This window comes from Streptomyces sp. NPDC051555 (assembly GCF_044454405.1).
Taxonomy (GTDB): Bacteria; Actinomycetota; Actinomycetes; order Streptomycetales; family Streptomycetaceae; genus Streptomyces.
On record NZ_JBITDP010000054.1, the window covers coordinates 1 to 16,137 of the forward strand.

Below are 16,137 nucleotides of genomic sequence, written 5' to 3' on the forward strand. Positions count from 1 at the left end.
AGTACCGCTTCCTGTACTTACTTCCCACCTGGCACTACTTCCTCTGGAACCACACGTCCCAGTCTCCAGGTGTCCAAGACCAAGGGGAAGCTTCACACACGCCCCAGCCGTGCGGGCACTGACCGAGATGGCAGCCACCCTCAGCAGCTGGGACAATGACTTCTTCTCCCACTTCAAAGAACACGTTGAAAACCCGTGGCCCATCACCCTCATCGACATCTTCGCCTCCGCGCACGGCTGCACCGCACAGCAGGCGGTAGAGCCCGCACTGGCCCTGCGCGACAAGGTCATGGACCGATACCTGCGCCTGGGCGAACAAGTCCGCGCCGGCGCAGGTGAGAATCTGCGCCGCTACCTGACCGGCCTGAATCAGATGATCCGCGGCAACATCGATTTCAGCATGGGCACAGAGCGCTATGCCAATCCCTACGACGGGCTCCCCGCCGATGTCCCCTGGGCTGTGTTCCCCCGCCACACCAGCGACACCCCCACCCATGACGACCCCGCACCACCCCCACTACCGTCCATCGCCTGGTGGTGGAAAGTACGGCCATAGCACTGCCCGGACCGGCACACGCCCCGTCAACCGCCGTCCCCGTCCCGCAAGACCGGCCAGCCTCTGCTCAGGTAAACCTCTCGGCCAGTCGAACTTGATGACGATGGCCTTGGTCCCGCGCAGGATGGCGGGGCTCCACCAGGTGCTGGTGTCCCCGCGTGGGCAGCCCTACGTACGAGAACGAAGTCCCGGAGCCGAAGGAGGGGTCCCCGTAGTAATCGCCGAAAAAGCAACGGATATCCCTGACCTGCACGTATGCGCCTCGATATGGCCGTTGGCCTGACCGTGCCCCGCCTTGGCTTCTACGGTGTGGCGCACGGTGTCCACGAGGTGTGGGCGGTAGGGGTGGAGGTCCGGGGTGGCGACCCGTGTGTTCGCGGATGACGAGCTGGAGCGGCTGCGGGGCTTCCCGGAGATCAACAAGGAAGAGCTGATCCGGTTCTTCACGCTGACGCCTGCGGATGTGGGGTTCATTGATCCGGGGCGTGGCCGCAGTGCCAAGGACCGGATCGGGCTCGCCGTCCAGCTGTGCACGCTGCCCTGGCTCGGATTCGTGCCGGACGACGTGGCCTCGGCCCCGCCTGCGGCGGTGGCCCGGCTCTCGGAACGACTCCAGATACCGATGGGCGAACTGCGGTTTTACGGGACGCGCAAGCAGACCCGGACCGATCACCTGCGCGAGGTGACCGGGTATCTGAACTGGAAGAGCGCCAAGGCGATACAGCTCAAGGAGCTGTACGAGTTCCTGCTCGCCCGGGCGATGGAGCATGATTCGCCCTCGCTGCTGTTCCGTCTGGGCTGCGAGCATCTGGCGGCCTCGCGGGTGGTTCGGCCTGGGGTGGTCAGCCTGCTGGAGCGGGTGGCTACCGCGCGTGCGGAGGCGGGCCGGGAGACCTACCAGCGGGTGCGGCATCTGCTCACCCCCAAGCTGATGGGTGAGCTCGACGGTCTGTTGAGCGTGGATCCGATACTCGGGGAGACACGGCTGAACTGGCTGTCCACCGGCGCGACCGGGGACTCGGCGAACGCGGTCAAGGGGGAGCTGGAGAAGCTGGGGTTCCTGCGCGGCCTGGACGCCCACACGCTGGACCTGACGTGTCTGCCCGCCGAACGGCGCCGGTTTCTGGCGCAGGTGGGGCGCCGGCTGACCGCGCAGTCGCTGGACCGGCGCGAAGCCCAGCGGCGCCATCCGATCCTTCTTACGGTCCTGGCGCAGTCGGCCGCCGACGTACTGGATGAGGTCATCGGCCTGTTCGACCAGGCCGTCTCGGCCCGGGAGAGCCGGGCGCGGACCAAGATGCGCGACGCGCTGGCCGTGCGGGCCTCGGCCGGGGAGGGCCGCCAGGCTTTGCTGGACGAGATCCTGCCGGTGCTCCTGGACACGTCCGTAGAGGACGAGCAGGTCGGCGGTCGGCTGCGGAACACCATCGGCATGGCGCGGCTGCGGGCCGCGGCAGCCGGGGCCACGCCCCGGCTGCCGCGCGATCACGGGCACTTGGCGATGCTGGACGATTCCTACACCTACCTGCGGCAGTTCACCCCGGACGTACTGAAGGCCATCACCTTCAGGGGCGGCACGGGCTCGGAGTCGCTGATGGAGGCCGTGAAGATCCTCAAGGAGCTGAACGCGACCAGCGCGCGCAAGGTCCCCGACGGTGCTCCTGCGGACTTCGTGCCGGTGCGCTGGGAGGGTTATCTGGAGCAGGCGGCGAAGTCCAAGGACGTTACGGCCTACCGGCACTTCTGGGAACTGACGGTGCTGCTCGGCCTGCGCGACGGGTTGCGCTCGGGCGATGTGTACGTGCCCTCCTCCCGCCGGTACGCCGATCCGGCCTCCTACCTGTTCACCCCCGAGCAATGGGCGGGGCAGCGGGACCAGTTCTGCAATCTGGTCGGCAAGTCCTCCTCGGCCGGGGCCGCGTTGGACGGGTGTAAGGAGGAGCTGCAGACGGCGATGGGGGACCTGGAGAACGTTCTGGGCAACCGCAAGGCCGGGGTGGGTGAGGTGCGGCTGTCGGACAAGGGGGAGCTGATCATCCCGCCGCTGTCGGCCGAGGACGTTCCCGCCGAGTCCGCCGCGCTGCGCGACGAGCTGTCCGAGCTCTTGCCGCTGGTGCCGATCGCCTCGCTGCTGGTGGAGCTGGACCGCCGCACGGGGTTCCTGGACTGTCTCACGCACGCTGGCGGGAAGCAGGCCCGCTCCCTGGAGCTCAAGCGGAACCTGCTGGCGGTGCTCATCGCCAACGCCACGAATCTGGGGCTGGTGCGGATGGCGGAGGCGTGCGGGATCTCCTACGACATCCTGGCCTGGACCCAGGAGTGGTACATCCGCGAAGAGACCCTCGCGGCGGCGAACGCCGCGATCGTCAACTACCACCACCGCCTGCCGATGACCCAGATCTTCGGCGGCGGCACGCTCTCCTCCTCGGACGGGCAGCGCTTCCCGGTGCAGGGCAAGTCGACCACCGCACGGGTGATGAAGAAGTACTTCGCCGGCCACGGCCTGTCCACCTACACGCACGTCTCGGACCAGCACTCGACGTTCGGCACGAAGGTCATCGTGGTCACCAAACGCGAGGCCCAGTACGTGCTGGACGAGATCATGGGTAACAAGACCGACCTGCCGATCACCGAGCACGCCACCGACACACACGGCGTCACCTTGGTCAACTTCGCGCTGTTCGACCTGGTCGGGATGCAGCTCTCGCCGCGCATCCGCGACCTGGGGAAGATCACCCTGTACCGGATGGACCCGCAGCGCGACGTCAGCAAGCTCTGGCCGGTCGTGGGGCCGTTACTCACCCAGAAGATCAACATGGGGTTGATCGAGGAGAACTGGGACGATCTGCTGCGGCTGGCCGCCTCCATCAAGTTCGGGCACGCCACTGCCTCGCTGATCGTCGGCAAGCTCTCCGCGTCGTCGCGGCAGAACACCCTGGCCGCCGCGCTCAAGGAGTACGGGGCGCTGCGGCGCACCATCTACGCCGCCCGCTACCTCGCCGACGAGACCTACCGCCGAAAGATCGCCCGGCAGCTCAACAAAGGTGAGTCGCTGCACTCGCTGCGCCGGGACCTGCACTACGCCCACCAGGGCAAGATTCGCGACCGGTTCCTCGCCGGACAGACAGAGCAGGCGTGGTGCCTGACCGTGCTCACCAACTCGGTCGTGACCTGGACGAGCGAGTACTACGGCCTGGCCATCGCGCAGATGCGCGCCGAGGGCCGGGCCGTAGACGACGAACTCCTCGCGCACATCTCCCCGGCGCACAGCGAGAACATCAACTACCACGGCACCATCAACGTCGAAGTCGACACCGAACTCGCCAAGCTCGACCCGGCCGGCTACCGGCCACTGCGGGCACGCCGCCCGGACCGGGTGTGAAACGCAGGGGCCACCGCGGGGATACCTCGCGGTGGCGTTGCCGCCAGACCCGCCAGGGCTGTCGGACCCCCGGGGAGGGGCGACGACGGTGGGCGGTGGCGAATGGGCTCCAGGCGGGCGGTCGTTATCGGCCAGGAGTGTGAATATGTCGGTGTCACGGAGCTGCCTGCGGGGTCGGGCAGGGCGTCTCGGGCATCTTTTCGATCATGCAAGATCCATTCGTGTACGCCTTCGGCGCCCCGTCCGCCGCGCCCTGTGACCGGGCCGCTGGCCATCGGGACGGTGGGAGCTGTGGCTGTATGCCGTCGGAGGGCTCACCGGAGGGGTGCGGCGCGGGTGAGGAGGAGAGCGGTGGCCCGGTGGCGTTGGTGGGGGTGGAGGAGTCGGCGCATGACGTCGAGGCGTCGGGTGGCGTGGGCGGAGTGGAGGGTGGGGTAGGTGTCGAGGAATGCCTGCCAGTGGGTGAGGGCGGCTTCCAGGTGTCCTTGGGTGAGGAGGGTTTCGGCGAGGCGGGCCTGGGTGAGGGCGCGGGCGTGCCGTTCGCCGGGGGTGCGCAGGCGTAGTGAGGCGGTGAGGGCGCCGGTGGCGCCGGCTGTGTCGCCGAGGGTGGCGAGGGTCTGGGCGCGCTGGTAGTGCAGGGCGCCGGCCGGGTAGTGGGTGAAGGGTCCGGGGGTGGTGTCGGCCAGCTCGTGGAGGCGTTCGGCGGCGGCGAGGGCGGTGAGTGCGGCGTGCTTGTTGTGGTGGGCCTGGATGACGGCCAGGTGGGCCTGGGCGTAGGCGGCGATGATGGGTGAGGTGCGGCGGGTGAGGGTGACGGCGCGTTCGGCCAGGTGAAGGACGGCGGGGGTGTGGTGTCCCAAGTCGTGGGCGTGGGCGGACATGGTGCGCAGGGCGATGGCGTAGGTGGCGGTGTCGTCGGCCTCGGTGGCCAGTTGGGCGGCGGTGTGGTGGTAATGCTGGGCGGGGGCATCTGCCCCGCTGCCGGCGCACATGGTGCCGAGGAGCAGGGTCAGTTGGGCGGCGCCGGACAGCAGGCGCCGGTGCTGGTCGCCGGTGGCGGAGGCCTGGAGGTAGCCGGACACGTCGTGGCCGAGGTAGGCGGCCAGTGCGGTGCGCACATGGTCCGGCCCGTGGGCCTGGGCGGCTTCGGCCAGGACGCGGGTCATGGTCTGCATCTGCTCGATCTCCGCACGTCCCGCCCGGCCTGTCGCACGAGGTGAGACCGGGGATGGCCTGGTGTGCGGCTGCCATGCTTCGGGTAAGGCCAGGGCGGCCAGGCTGTACATTCCGGCGTTGAGCAGCCGGCGCCGGGTGGGATCAAGCTCGGCGCGGGTGAGTGCGGACAGTCGGCGCAACGGATCAGCCTCCCAGGACAGTTCGAACACCGTGGACGGGGCGCGGCTCAGGCCCGCCTCCACCGCGCTGACCGGCCGCCGAAGCCTCCTGGACAGCACCTCCAGCAGCAGCGCCGGTACGGGCGGGCGAGGGGTGGTCCCGGACAGCCACCGCGAGACCATCGAGCGGTCACACCCCAGCTGCTGGCGGTGTTCGGCCGCCAGGTGCCGCAGGGCCGCGGCGAGCTGGGCGCCGCTCCAGTCTGCCTCCTCAAGCAGCCCCCGCAGGCGGGTATTGGGTGTTCTGGGCACGTCCCCTCCTCCCGGCTCCCTGCGAACCGGACGGCCCCCGCCCGATTTCACAAGCGCGCAATGTTGCATCGGTTGCAGCACATTCACCGCCCTGGCCCCCTGTGCGGGCCGCGGCCGGGGCGGTGCACTGGTTGTACCCGGCGGCCGCCCGCCCGCAACTTTGGGCGCGGCGCGCCGGGTTCGTATCGGCCACACCTGCCCCGGACCCCGGCGAAGGAAGAGCCCGATGACTGCCCACGCACCTACCCGGCCCCACCTCGCCGACCTGAGTGACCCGCAGGCGCTGCGGGCGCTGCCAGCCGGGGAACTGCCCGCGCTGGCCGGTCAGATCAGAGAGTTCCTGATCGAGAAGGTGTGCGCGGCGGGCGGGCATCTGGGGCCGAACCTGGGGGTGGTGGAGCTGACCCTGGCCCTGCACCGGGTGTTCGACTCACCGCGTGACGCGCTCATCTTCGACACCGGGCACCAGGCCTACGTACACAAACTGATCACCGGCCGGGGTAAGGAGTTCGACATGCTGCGGCAGGCGGGCGGCCTGTCCGGGTACGCCTCACGCGCTGAGTCGGTACACGATCTCGTGGAGAACTCGCACGCCTCGACGGCCCTGTCCTACGCGGACGGGCTGGCCAAGGCCCGACAGCTCGCCGGTGAGCGGGACCGGGCGGTGGTCGCGGTCATCGGCGATGGGGCGATGACCGGTGGCATGGCGTGGGAAGCGCTGAATAATCTGGGCGGCGCACCGCAGCGGCCGGTGATTGTGGTGGTCAATGACAACGGCCGTTCCTACGCCCCTACCACCGGGGCGCTGGCCGAGCATCTGAACCAGCTCAAGTTCGGCGGTGGGGTGGAGGCGTGCCAGAACCTGTTCACCGACCTGGGCTTCACCTACTTCGGGCCCGTCGACGGACACGACACCGCCGGACTCGAGACGGTGCTGTGCCGGGCCCGCGCCATGGGCCGCCCCACCGTGGTGCACGTCATGACGGTCAAGGGCAAGGGATTTGGGCCCGCCGAAACAGATGAGGCGGACTGCCTGCACGCGGTCGGCGCCGTCGACCCGGCCACCGGACACCCGGCAGCTTCATCGGCCCCGTCGTGGACCCATGTGTTCGGTCAAGCCCTGCTGGAGCAGGCCGAACAGCGCGCCGGCATCGTGGCGGTCACCGCATCGATGCTGCGCCCGACCGGCCTTAACCCCATGCGGCAGAACTTTCCTCAGCGGGTCTTCGATGTCGGCATCGCCGAGCAGCACGCCGTCACCTCCGCCGCCGGCCTGGCGATGGGCGGCTACCACCCGGTCGTCGCGATCTACGCCACGTTCCTGAACCGGGCCTTCGACCAGGTCCTGATGGACGTCGCTCTGCATGAGCTGCCGGTCACGTTCGTCCTGGACCGGGCCGGCATCACCGGCCCCGACGGGCCCTCCCACCACGGCATGTGGGACCTGTCCCTCCTCTCCATGGTGCCCGGGCTGAAGATCGCCGCACCACGGGATCCGGCCCGGCTGCGCGAACTGCTGGACGAGGCCACCGAGTGGAGCGCCGGTCCCACCGTGCTGCGGCTGCCCAAAGCGGCCGCCGGAACCGACATCGCGGCGCTCGCCCGCATCGACGGCATCGACATCCTGCACCGCAGCCCCTCCCGCCCGCTGGACGTGCTGCTGATCCCCCTCGGCCCGCTCGCAGCGCCCGCACTGCAGGCGGCCGCCATCCTGGAAGAACGAGGCATCGGGGTCACGGTCGTTGACCCCCGCTGGGTCCACCCGGTCAATGAAGCGCTGCCCGCACTGGCCGCCCGCCACCAACAGGTGGTGACCCTCGAGGACGGCACCCGCACAGGCGGCATCGGTACCGCGATCGCCCAGGCCTGCCGCGATGCATCCATCACTACACCGGTGCTCACACTGGGCCTGCCCCGCGCCTTCATCCCGCACGGGTCGCGCCACTCCCTGCTCGCCGAGACCGGCCTGGACGCCGAAGGGATCGCTGGCGCGGTCCTGGCCGCCCGTACCGGGCAGCCTCCCATCCGCCCCGCCTCGACCACCGGGAGGACGCGATGACCGCCCTCGACCTCGGCCTGCCCACCATGCCCCCGCAGACTCCGGTGCGCCGCCCCACCCGCCAAATTCACGTGGGAGCGATGCCCGTCGGGGGTGGCGCACCGGTCTCCGTGCAGACCATGACCACCACCTTGACCGCTGACGTCGATGCCACCCTGCGCCAGATCGCCGAAGCCACCGCCGCCGGCTGCGACATCATCCGCGTCGCCGTGCCCTCCCAGGACGACGCCGACGCCCTCCCGGCGATCGCCGCCAAGTCGCCGATCCCGGTGATCGCCGACATCCACTTCCAGCCCCGCTACGTCTTCGCCGCCATCGACGCAGGATGCGCCGCGGTCCGCGTCAACCCGGGCAACATCAAGAAATTCGACGACCGCGTCGGCGAGATCGCCAAGGCCGCTGGTGCCGCCGGGGTGCCGATCCGGATCGGCGTCAACGCCGGGTCCCTCGACCCACGCCTACTCGCCAAGCACGGATCCGCAACCCCTGAAGCATTGGTGGAGTCCGCGCTGTGGGAGGCCTCACTGTTCGAGGAGCACGGCTTTCAGGACCTGAAGATCGCCGTCAAGCACCACGACCCCATGACGATGATCGCCGCCAACCGGCTGCTTGCCGCGCGCTGCGACTACCCCCTGCACCTCGGCGTCACCGAAGCTGGCCCCGCGTTCCAAGGAGCGATCAAGTCCGCGGTCGCCTTCGGCATCCTCCTTATCGAAGGCATCGGCGACACCATCCGGGTCTCCCTCTCCACCGACCCCGTCGAGCAGGTCAAGGCCGGCTGCCACATCCTGTCCTCGCTCGGGCTGCGGCCGCGCAAGCTGGAGATCGTCTCCTGCCCCGGCTGCGGCCGCCTCCAAGTCGACATCCACCGCCTCGCCACCCAGGTCGAGGCGGCCTTCGACGGGTTCCCCCACCCCCTGCGCATCGCCGTCATGGGCTGCGTCGTCAACGGCCCCGGAGAATCCCGCGAAGCCGACCTCGGCGTCTCCTGCGGCAACGGCAAAGGCCAGATCTTCGTCCGCGGCCACGTCGTACGCACCGTCCCCGAACACCAAGTTGTCGAAGCCCTCCTCGACGAAGCGCTGCGCCTGACCGACGAAGCGCCCACCGACACGGCCGGGGAGACTTCATGACCGGCCTGTCCATGAGCACCCCGACCATCGACCTCGCGGCCCTGCAGACCCGAGTCGACACGGAGCTGCACACCTTCCTCGTTGCCAAGACGCGCGGGGCTGAGGACCGGTCCCTGCCTCCGGACGTCCCTGCGGCGTTGCGGGACTTCCTGGCCGCGGGCGGCAAGCGGCTGCGTCCGCTGCTGTGCGTGCTCGGCTGGCATGCCGCCGGCGGGCAAGGAGACGACGCGGCCGTGATCCGTACGGCGGCGGCCCTGGAGATGTTCCACGCCTTCTGCCTCATCCACGACGACATCATGGACAACAGTGCCACCCGCCGCGGCCGGCCCACCGTGCATCGCTCCATCGCCACCCGGCACGGCCACGACCAACTTGGCACCAGCGCGGCCATCTTGATCGGAGACATGGCTCTGGCCTGGTCCGACGAACTCCTGCACAGCGCCGGTCACCCGGCCCACCGCCTCGCCGCCCTGCGCCGGGTCATCGACGCGATGCGCCAAGAGGCCATCTACGGCCAGTACCTGGACCTCATGACACCCCTCGGGCCTCTCACCGATCAGGAAGCGGCCCTGCAAGTGGTCCGGTTCAAGACCGCGAAGTACACCGTGCAACGCCCCCTGCACTGCGGAGCGACCCTCGCCGACGCCGCGGTGGACCTGCACACCGCGCTGTCGCGCTACGCCCTGCCCCTCGGGGAAGCCTTCCAGCTCCGCGACGACCTCCTCGGCGTCTACGGCTGCCCCGACGACACGGGCAAGCCCGTCCTGGACGATCTACGCGAGGGCAAGCACACCGTCCTGCTCGCCCTGGCCGCCCAGCGTGCCGACACCGCCCAGCGCAATCTCCTCAACGAACTGGTCGGCAACCAGGACCTGGACGACGACGGCGCCGCCCTCATCCGCATCGTCCTGGACACCACCGGCGCCCACGCCAGGGTCGAAGACATGATCACCACCCGCCATGCGCAGGCCCTCACCGCCCTCGACACCGTCCCGTACCCGCCATCGGCCGCTGCCGCACTGCGGCACATCGCCGCCCGAGCCGTGGAGCGCACCTCATGAACCGCCGCGTGCTGCTCGCCGCCCCGCGCGGATGCTGCGCCGGGGTCGACCGCGCCATCGCCACCGTCGAGAAAGCCCTGGACCTGTACGGTCCCCCGATCTACGTGCGCCACGAGATCGTCCACAACACCCACGTCATCAAGAGGCTGGAGCACAAGGGCGCCGTCTTCGTTGATGAGACAGACCAGGTGCCCGAAGGCAGCATCGTCATCTTCTCCGCCCACGGCGTCGCCCCCACCGTCCATGAACAAGCCGCCCGACGGCAGCTCTCTGTCATCGACGCCACCTGTCCGCTGGTCACCAAAGTCCACAAGGAAGCTCTCCGCTACTCCCAGGACGGCTACGACATCCTCCTCATCGGACATGAAGGCCACGAAGAAGTAATCGGCACATTGGGCGAGGCCCCCGAGCGCACCACACTGGTCAAAGGACCTGACGAGATCTCGAACGTGACGGTCCGTGACCCGGGTAAAGTCGTCTGGCTCTCCCAGACCACCCTGTCCATGGACGAGACAATGGCAACTGCGGCCGCCCTCAAGCACCGCTTTCCCAACCTCCTGGATCCGCCCAGCGACGACATCTGCTACGCGACTCAGAACCGTCAACGAGCCGTGCAGGAAATCGCCAAAGAAGCAGACCTGGTACTCGTTGTCGGCTCAGCAAATTCCTCGAATTCCGTCCGCCTGGTCGAAGTAGCTCTCGCCGCCGGCGCCCACGACGCCCAGCTGATCGATCACGCCGACGAAATAAATGAGACGTGGCTGGAGGGCGTGTGCACCATCGGCCTCACGTCCGGCGCCTCCGTCCCTGAAACCCTGATCCAAGATGTTCTGAAATGGCTCGCCGCGCGCGGCATTTCAGATGTACAAACCCTCACCACAGCCGAGGAACACCAGATCTTCGCCCTCCCCCGGGAACTGGCCACTAGTTCCCAGACGGAGGCGCTCAATGAGGGCCACCGATCACAACAGCCGAGAGAGAGCCACACCAACCCTGACATTCGCTTCCAAAGCCACAACCGCTGAAGGGAATCCCCCATGTCTACAAGCCCGGCACTCCCATTGCCGCAATTCCCTGTTTTCCCAAAGACCAACATCGTACGGGCACTGGCTGGCTGTGTCGTCTTCTTCGGGAGGTCGTGACGGGTTCCCTCCGTGCACCAACTCTGAGGAAATAGAAGAGTATCCCGGTCACCACATGGCGACTCGAGAAGGGCCATCGTGCATTCTCGGGCAACACGGAGGTAAACCTGATGGTCAATTTTGCACAGGACTTCGATCTTCCCCCGTTCTACTGCCCAACCGAGTACATCCTCCACCCTGACTTCACTGACCTGGAAATGCGCTGCGTCACCTGGATCGACGAACAAGGGCTGTGCGCCTCCCCGCTGCAACGCGCATGGAGTGTCACCGGCACACGAGTGTCTTTGGCCTTTTGCGGCTTCACTCCGGAAGCCGCTCCCGAACTCCTGTTTCCGCAACTGCTGTGGGCGTACTGGGTCATGGCTATTGACGACGCGCACCTTCATGAACTTCAGGGCTTCACCCCGGGGCAAGGGGATCACCCGGAACTGGCCATCGCTGACCTGGCAGGGAAGTTCAACATCGTTCTGGCCGCTCCGGGGCAGAACCAGTGGCCGGAGAGTAGGTTCGTGTCGAGCCTGTCTGACATTGGCGACAAGCTCCGGGCTGTGGCCTCGCCTGCCCAGTACGCCCGGTTCATTGCAGGGCATATGCAGTGGTCAATGGGCGAGCTCTGGTCAGCTGTGAACCGCAGCCAGAACGGTGGACTAACCCTGGAGAAGTATCTCGTTCAGCGCCTCTGGTCAGGCGGCCTGGGCCCCACCTTCGCGCTCAACGACATCTCTGATGGAGTGCACCTCTCCGCCCATGAGTACCACTCACCCCTGATGCAGGCTGCACTTCAAGCAGCGGCATCGGTGGTCGGCTGGGACAACGACCTCATCTCCTACCCGAAAGAGCTGTATCAAGGCGACGCCGAAACCAATGGTGTGACCGTTATGGCTAACCATCTTGGCTGCCCGGTTCAGGATGCCGTGGTCGAGGCCGTCGCACTCCGGGACCGGACGATGGCATTGTTTCTCGCTCTGGCCGAACAGATTGACCGCGCCGGAAGCCCTGCCGCTGCACGCTGCGTACGGCACCTGCGATTGTCGTTGCGCTCCATCCTCGAATGGAGTAGCTCCGTTCCCAGGTACAGGATCTTCGACCAATCCCGATTCCCGGAAACTGTAGAACAGGTTCCTATGGAATGGTCTGCAGCTCCTTCCAACCCCTCGATGAAGGCGCCGGATCTCGGCCCGATCGCGTGGTGGTGGGACCAACTCGATCGAGTGGGCCGACGAGCCGTCTGACAGCAGCACGAAGCCAGTCGACATCACCCCTATCGCCAACGCCGCTTCCTTGCCGGGTGATCGGCTAGTCCCTCGGGACATGTTGATCTGACCCCAAGCGGACGTAGTCACGCATTGAGCGGTGGTGGCCGGTGTTCACGGGCTGCGCGGCGGGACGAATAGCGATCGTTCATGCGTCGGCGGGCAGCGCCATCCGTGTCCTTGCCCTTCCGGTGTCACATCCATGGATGTGACACCGGACTCCGGCCGTCGAAACGCGATCACGTTCCCGCAGGTCGCCCTGTGTCAGAAGTCAGTGTCATAAGGCTCGGTCAAAACCCGCGTCACAGCATCAAGTTGTGGGACAGTCCCGGGATGGACCTCGCCTATTGCCGTGTCAGTACAACCGCTCAGGACCTCGACCGGCAGATCGACGCGGTCCGCGACGCCGGAGTCGCCGAAGAACACATCTACGTCGACAAACGCACCGGCGCGAACATGGACCGCGAGGGCCTGAAGGCTCTTCTCGGCTTCGCCCGGCCCGGCGACCGGATCAATATCCTCACCCTGGACCGGCTGGGCCGGAACATGCGCGAAACCCTCAACCTGGTGCACGACCTCACCGAGCGCGGCGTCTTCCTGCGCACGCTCGGCGACAAACTCGCCGTGGACACCAGCGAACCAGGCCCCGGCACTGACATGGCTATCGCGCTGCTGGCGATGTTCGCCCAGATGGAGCGGATCTACATGCTGGAGCGGGCCGCCGGCGCCCGCGCGGCAAAGGAGGCCCGCGGACTGCCGACCGGCCGCCCCGCGAAGCTCAACGCCACCACCCGCACCGGAGCCGCCCAACGGATCAAGGACGGTGCGATCCCCGAACAAGTCGCCGCCGAACTCGGCGTCAGTGTTAGACGACTCTCTACGTGAGCACGTACGTGAAGGCCCGCGACGTTCCTGGTGAACACGAGCGTTGATCTCGGCGGTCAGCCTGATGGCGCTTCGTGTGCGACGACACGGTGAACACGAAGGCTCTCGGGTGTCGTCGAGTGACCAGTGCTCGGGTGTTCGTAGGTGCGATGATCGGTCCGTGTCTGAGGAAATATCGCGGTGGTATCGGGGCCGTTTGATCGTGGGGCCGTTCAGGCCGTTCGAAGCCGAGGAGCTGGGCCGTCTCGAGCAGGAGATTGGACTGACCCTGCCGGCGTCATACCGGTCGTTCCTGGAGGCGGCAGGCGGGCAGAGCCTCACCTACTCGGTCCGCCTGCCAGATTGTGAACCGGAGCCGTTGCAGAGCTTCGACGATCTCTACCAACTCGGCCGCGACGGCGATGGTGAGTACGGCTGGGGCACGTTGCTCGGTGAATACCGCCGCAGTCGTCAGGGGTGGCTCGCCGATGAGGTCTCGCTCACGGGCCTTCTGCCGATCGCCCGCAACGGCGGCAGCGACACCCTGTTCCTGGACCTGAATCCCGCTACCCACGGCCGTCTCCACGCCTTCGTGCACGGCATTTCCTTGCCCGGATACTTGTCGAAGGGGGTCTTCACCAAGGTGGCTGATGACTTCGACTCCTACCTCGACAGCCTGGTCGTTGATCCAGAGTTGGCGGCGGACACGTGGGCTGATGTCGTCGACAGCGACTCCACCGACCCGTGGCGGCGGACCGTTGAGGAATGGCTGGACAAGGATCTGCCGGGTTGGCGCCTGGGGCCGTTGACCGGGTGATCCGGGCATGATCACCCGCCCGCTTGGAGAGATTCCGGCTGATCGTTGCAGGTCAGGCGGAGGTGTCGGTGCTGGTTGTCGACTCGGACGGGCTGTTGGTGGAGCGTCAGCTTCGGCAGGGCCGGCTGACTTGTCCGGCATGTGGGGCGGTTCTGGCGCCGTGGGGTCATGGCCGGCCGCGGTCGATCCGGGGTGATCTGGGGGCCCGGCTGTTTCTGCGGCCACGACGTACGCGTTGCTCAGGCTGCAAGGTCACGCACGTGCTGCTGGCGGAAACACTCTGGCCACGCCGGGCGGATACGGCCGTGGTGATCGGGGCCGGGCTGGAGATAGCCGCCCTTGGCATGGGCCACCGCCAAGTCGCCGCCCATCTGGGCCTGGCGGAGGGCACGGTCCGTGGCTGGCTGCGGGCATTCGCCACGCGGGCCGAGGATGTGCGCCGGCACTTCACCGTCGCCTTGGTTGCGCTCGCCGACGACCCGGTGATGCCGGATGCGGCGGCTTCGCCGTTCGCCGACGCCGTTTCGGTGGTCGCGGCCGCCCATCGGGCGGCCGCGACGAAGTGGCCGGGGATGCTCACGGTGTCGCGGTGGGAGTTCGCTGGGAGGGCGATAGGTGGCAGGCTGCTGACCTCGCCGTCTTCTGCTATTTGATCAACACGGGCCGCCCCTGGGCGGGATCGGAGGGTGCCGGAAGTCTTGATCGTGTCCGCCGGCGAAGCGGCGGACTCTGTTCGAGACGCGAGGTGGGTTGCCTATGTCACCGAGTGAGGACGAGGACCGTCGCCGGGCGGAGCGGGCCCGGCAGGTGGGCCTGTTCCGTTACGGCTTGATCCAGGACCTGATCGACACGAAGCTCACGACGCGCCAGCGCGGGAAGCTCGCCCGCGAACTGGCCGCGAAGGAGCACACCGACCCGTTCGGCCGGCAGGTGCGGGTCGCCCGCGGGACGCTGGACCGCTGGGCCCGCCACTACCGCGCGGGCGGGTTTCCCGCGCTGGTGCCGGCCCAGCGGCAGGTCACCCCGCGCACGCCGGTGGAGGTGCTGGACCTGGCGGCCGCGCTGAAGAAGGAGAACCCCGCCCGGACGGCAGCGCAGATCCAGCGGATCCTGCGGACCACGCAGGGCTGGTCGCCGACCGACCGGACGCTGCAGCGGCACTTCGCTGACGCCGGCCTGACCGGCGCCAGCGGCGAGAAGAGCGTGTTCGGCCGCTTCGAAGCCACCCGCGGCAACGAGCTGTGGACCGGGGACGCCCTCCACGGACCGAAGATCGGCGGACGGAAGACGTACTTGTTCGCGTTCATCGACGACCACAGCCGGGCGATCGTGGGCCACCGGTTCGGGTTCGCCGAGGACACCGTCCGCCTGGCCGCCGCCCTGCGGCCGGCGTTGTCTGCCCGCGGGGTCCCGGAGTCGATCTACGTCGACAACGGGTCGGCGTTCGTGGACACCTGGCTGCTGCGAGCATGCGCGTCCCTGGCCGTCCGCCTCACCCACTCCAAGCCCGGACGGCCTCAGGGCCGAGGAAAAATCGAACGGTTCTTCCGCACCGTTCGTGACCAGTTCCTGGTCGAGCTCGACGAGGAACGTGTCGGTCAGATTGAGCATCTCGCCGAGCTGAACAGGCTTTTCACCGCGTGGGTGGAGACGGTCTATCACCGCACGGTGCACTCGGAGACGGGGCAGCCTCCGATCGAACGGTGGCTGGGTTCGATTCCCCGGCCGCTTCCGCTGCCCAGCCCCGCTGATCTTCGGGAGGCGTTTCTGTGGTCGGAGTTCCGGACCGTGACGAAGACCGCGACGGTCAGCCTGCACGGCAACAGCTACGAGGTCGACCCGATGCTGGTCGGGATGAAGGTCGAGCTGGTCTTCGACCCGTTCGACCTGACCGAGATCGAAGTGAGGACCGCGGGGAAGTCGGCGGGCAAAGCCGTCCCGCACCGGGTGGGCCGTCACACCCACCCGAAGGCGAGGCCGGAGACACCGCCGGAGTCGGCCCCGCCGACTGGAATCGACTACCTGAAGATCCTCGACGAGACGCACACGGCGAACACCGCGAAGGGCATCAACTACTCGTCCCTGATGGACGACGGGCGGGGACCGCGATGATCGACCGCGTTCAGGGGTACTACCTGTTGACTGAACTACTGGACGAGTTTCCGCAGGTCAGTGACCCTTTCTCTCTTTCGTCGTTGGTCCGGCCATGCAAGAGCCATCGAGT

General features: G+C 67.7%; 12 protein-coding genes. 11 read left to right on the forward strand and 1 reads right to left on the reverse strand.

The window, feature by feature from the left end:
• Positions 1–43 precede the first annotated feature (43 nt).
• Both ACIBEA_RS42860 and ACIBEA_RS42865 read left to right on the forward strand, forming a co-directional pair.
• Positions 44–556: a hypothetical protein gene (locus ACIBEA_RS42860; RefSeq protein WP_399269719.1), complete on the forward strand. Its 513-nt coding sequence runs from the start codon at positions 44–46 to the stop codon at positions 554–556.
• Between the two features lie 358 nt (positions 557–914).
• Entirely contained in the window at positions 915–3,938 is a 3,024-nt protein-coding gene (locus ACIBEA_RS42865; protein ID WP_399269699.1) for a Tn3 family transposase, read from the forward strand.
• A gap of 314 nt (positions 3,939–4,252) precedes the next feature.
• Here the strand turns inward: ACIBEA_RS42865 and ACIBEA_RS42870 are convergent, their stop codons facing one another.
• A complete protein-coding gene (locus ACIBEA_RS42870; protein ID WP_399269701.1) occupies positions 4,253–5,584 on the reverse strand; it encodes a tol-pal system YbgF family protein in 1,332 nt (443 codons plus the stop codon).
• 226 nt (positions 5,585–5,810) lie between these two features.
• Between ACIBEA_RS42870 and ACIBEA_RS42875 the strand changes: the two genes are divergently transcribed.
• The 9 genes from ACIBEA_RS42875 to ACIBEA_RS42915 all read left to right on the forward strand — a co-directional run bounded on the left by ACIBEA_RS42875 (position 5,811) and on the right by ACIBEA_RS42915 (position 16,025).
• Positions 5,811–7,643, forward strand: coding sequence for a 1-deoxy-D-xylulose-5-phosphate synthase (locus ACIBEA_RS42875; RefSeq protein WP_399269703.1), 1,833 nt, complete (start codon positions 5,811–5,813; stop codon positions 7,641–7,643).
• On the forward strand, positions 7,640–8,776 hold the full coding sequence (gene ispG / locus ACIBEA_RS42880) for a flavodoxin-dependent (E)-4-hydroxy-3-methylbut-2-enyl-diphosphate synthase (RefSeq protein ID WP_399269705.1): 1,137 nt from the start codon (positions 7,640–7,642) through the stop codon (positions 8,774–8,776). The genes ACIBEA_RS42875 and ispG overlap by 4 nt, the downstream gene beginning before the upstream one ends.
• The gene (locus ACIBEA_RS42885; RefSeq protein WP_399269707.1) at positions 8,773–9,837 is read left to right on the forward strand and encodes a polyprenyl synthetase family protein; all 1,065 of its coding nucleotides are present in this window, start codon (positions 8,773–8,775) and stop codon (positions 9,835–9,837) included. The genes ispG and ACIBEA_RS42885 overlap by 4 nt, the downstream gene beginning before the upstream one ends.
• Positions 9,834–10,862, forward strand: a complete 1,029-nt coding sequence (locus tag ACIBEA_RS42890) for a 4-hydroxy-3-methylbut-2-enyl diphosphate reductase (RefSeq protein WP_399269709.1) — start codon at positions 9,834–9,836, stop codon at positions 10,860–10,862. The genes ACIBEA_RS42885 and ACIBEA_RS42890 overlap by 4 nt, the downstream gene beginning before the upstream one ends.
• A 227-nt stretch (positions 10,863–11,089) precedes the next feature.
• Complete coding sequence (locus ACIBEA_RS42895; RefSeq protein ID WP_399269711.1) at positions 11,090–12,211, forward strand: terpene synthase family protein; 1,122 nt, start codon at positions 11,090–11,092, stop codon at positions 12,209–12,211.
• Between the two features lie 354 nt (positions 12,212–12,565).
• Positions 12,566–13,117: a recombinase family protein gene (locus ACIBEA_RS42900; RefSeq protein ID WP_399269713.1), complete on the forward strand. Its 552-nt coding sequence runs from the start codon at positions 12,566–12,568 to the stop codon at positions 13,115–13,117.
• A gap of 160 nt (positions 13,118–13,277) precedes the next feature.
• Positions 13,278–13,913, forward strand: a complete 636-nt coding sequence (locus ACIBEA_RS42905; protein ID WP_399269715.1) for an SMI1/KNR4 family protein — start codon at positions 13,278–13,280, stop codon at positions 13,911–13,913.
• A 98-nt stretch (positions 13,914–14,011) separates the two neighbouring features.
• Entirely contained in the window at positions 14,012–14,566 is a 555-nt protein-coding gene (locus ACIBEA_RS42910; protein ID WP_399269721.1) for a DUF6431 domain-containing protein, read from the forward strand.
• A gap of 103 nt (positions 14,567–14,669) precedes the next feature.
• Positions 14,670–16,025 carry a DDE-type integrase/transposase/recombinase gene (locus ACIBEA_RS42915; RefSeq protein ID WP_399269717.1) on the forward strand — a complete coding sequence of 452 codons (1,356 nt, stop codon included), beginning with the start codon at positions 14,670–14,672 and terminating at the stop codon, positions 16,023–16,025.
• Positions 16,026–16,137 lie beyond the last annotated feature (112 nt).

Bases quoted from the DNA above. Each gene is read 5' to 3' on its own strand.
- ACIBEA_RS42875 (WP_399269703.1), top strand. From the start codon at position 5,811: ATGACTGCCCACGCACCTACCCGGCCCCACCTCGCCGACCTGAGTGAC.
- ispG (WP_399269705.1), top strand. From the start codon at position 7,640: ATGACCGCCCTCGACCTCGGCCTGCCCACCATGCCCCCGCAGACTCCG.
- ACIBEA_RS42890 (WP_399269709.1), top strand. From the start codon at position 9,834: ATGAACCGCCGCGTGCTGCTCGCCGCCCCGCGCGGATGCTGCGCCGGG.
- ACIBEA_RS42900 (WP_399269713.1), top strand. From the start codon at position 12,566: ATGGACCTCGCCTATTGCCGTGTCAGTACAACCGCTCAGGACCTCGAC.
- ACIBEA_RS42885 (WP_399269707.1), top strand. From the start codon at position 8,773: ATGACCGGCCTGTCCATGAGCACCCCGACCATCGACCTCGCGGCCCTG.
- ACIBEA_RS42915 (WP_399269717.1), top strand. From the start codon at position 14,670: ATGTCACCGAGTGAGGACGAGGACCGTCGCCGGGCGGAGCGGGCCCGG.
- ACIBEA_RS42895 (WP_399269711.1), top strand. From the start codon at position 11,090: ATGGTCAATTTTGCACAGGACTTCGATCTTCCCCCGTTCTACTGCCCA.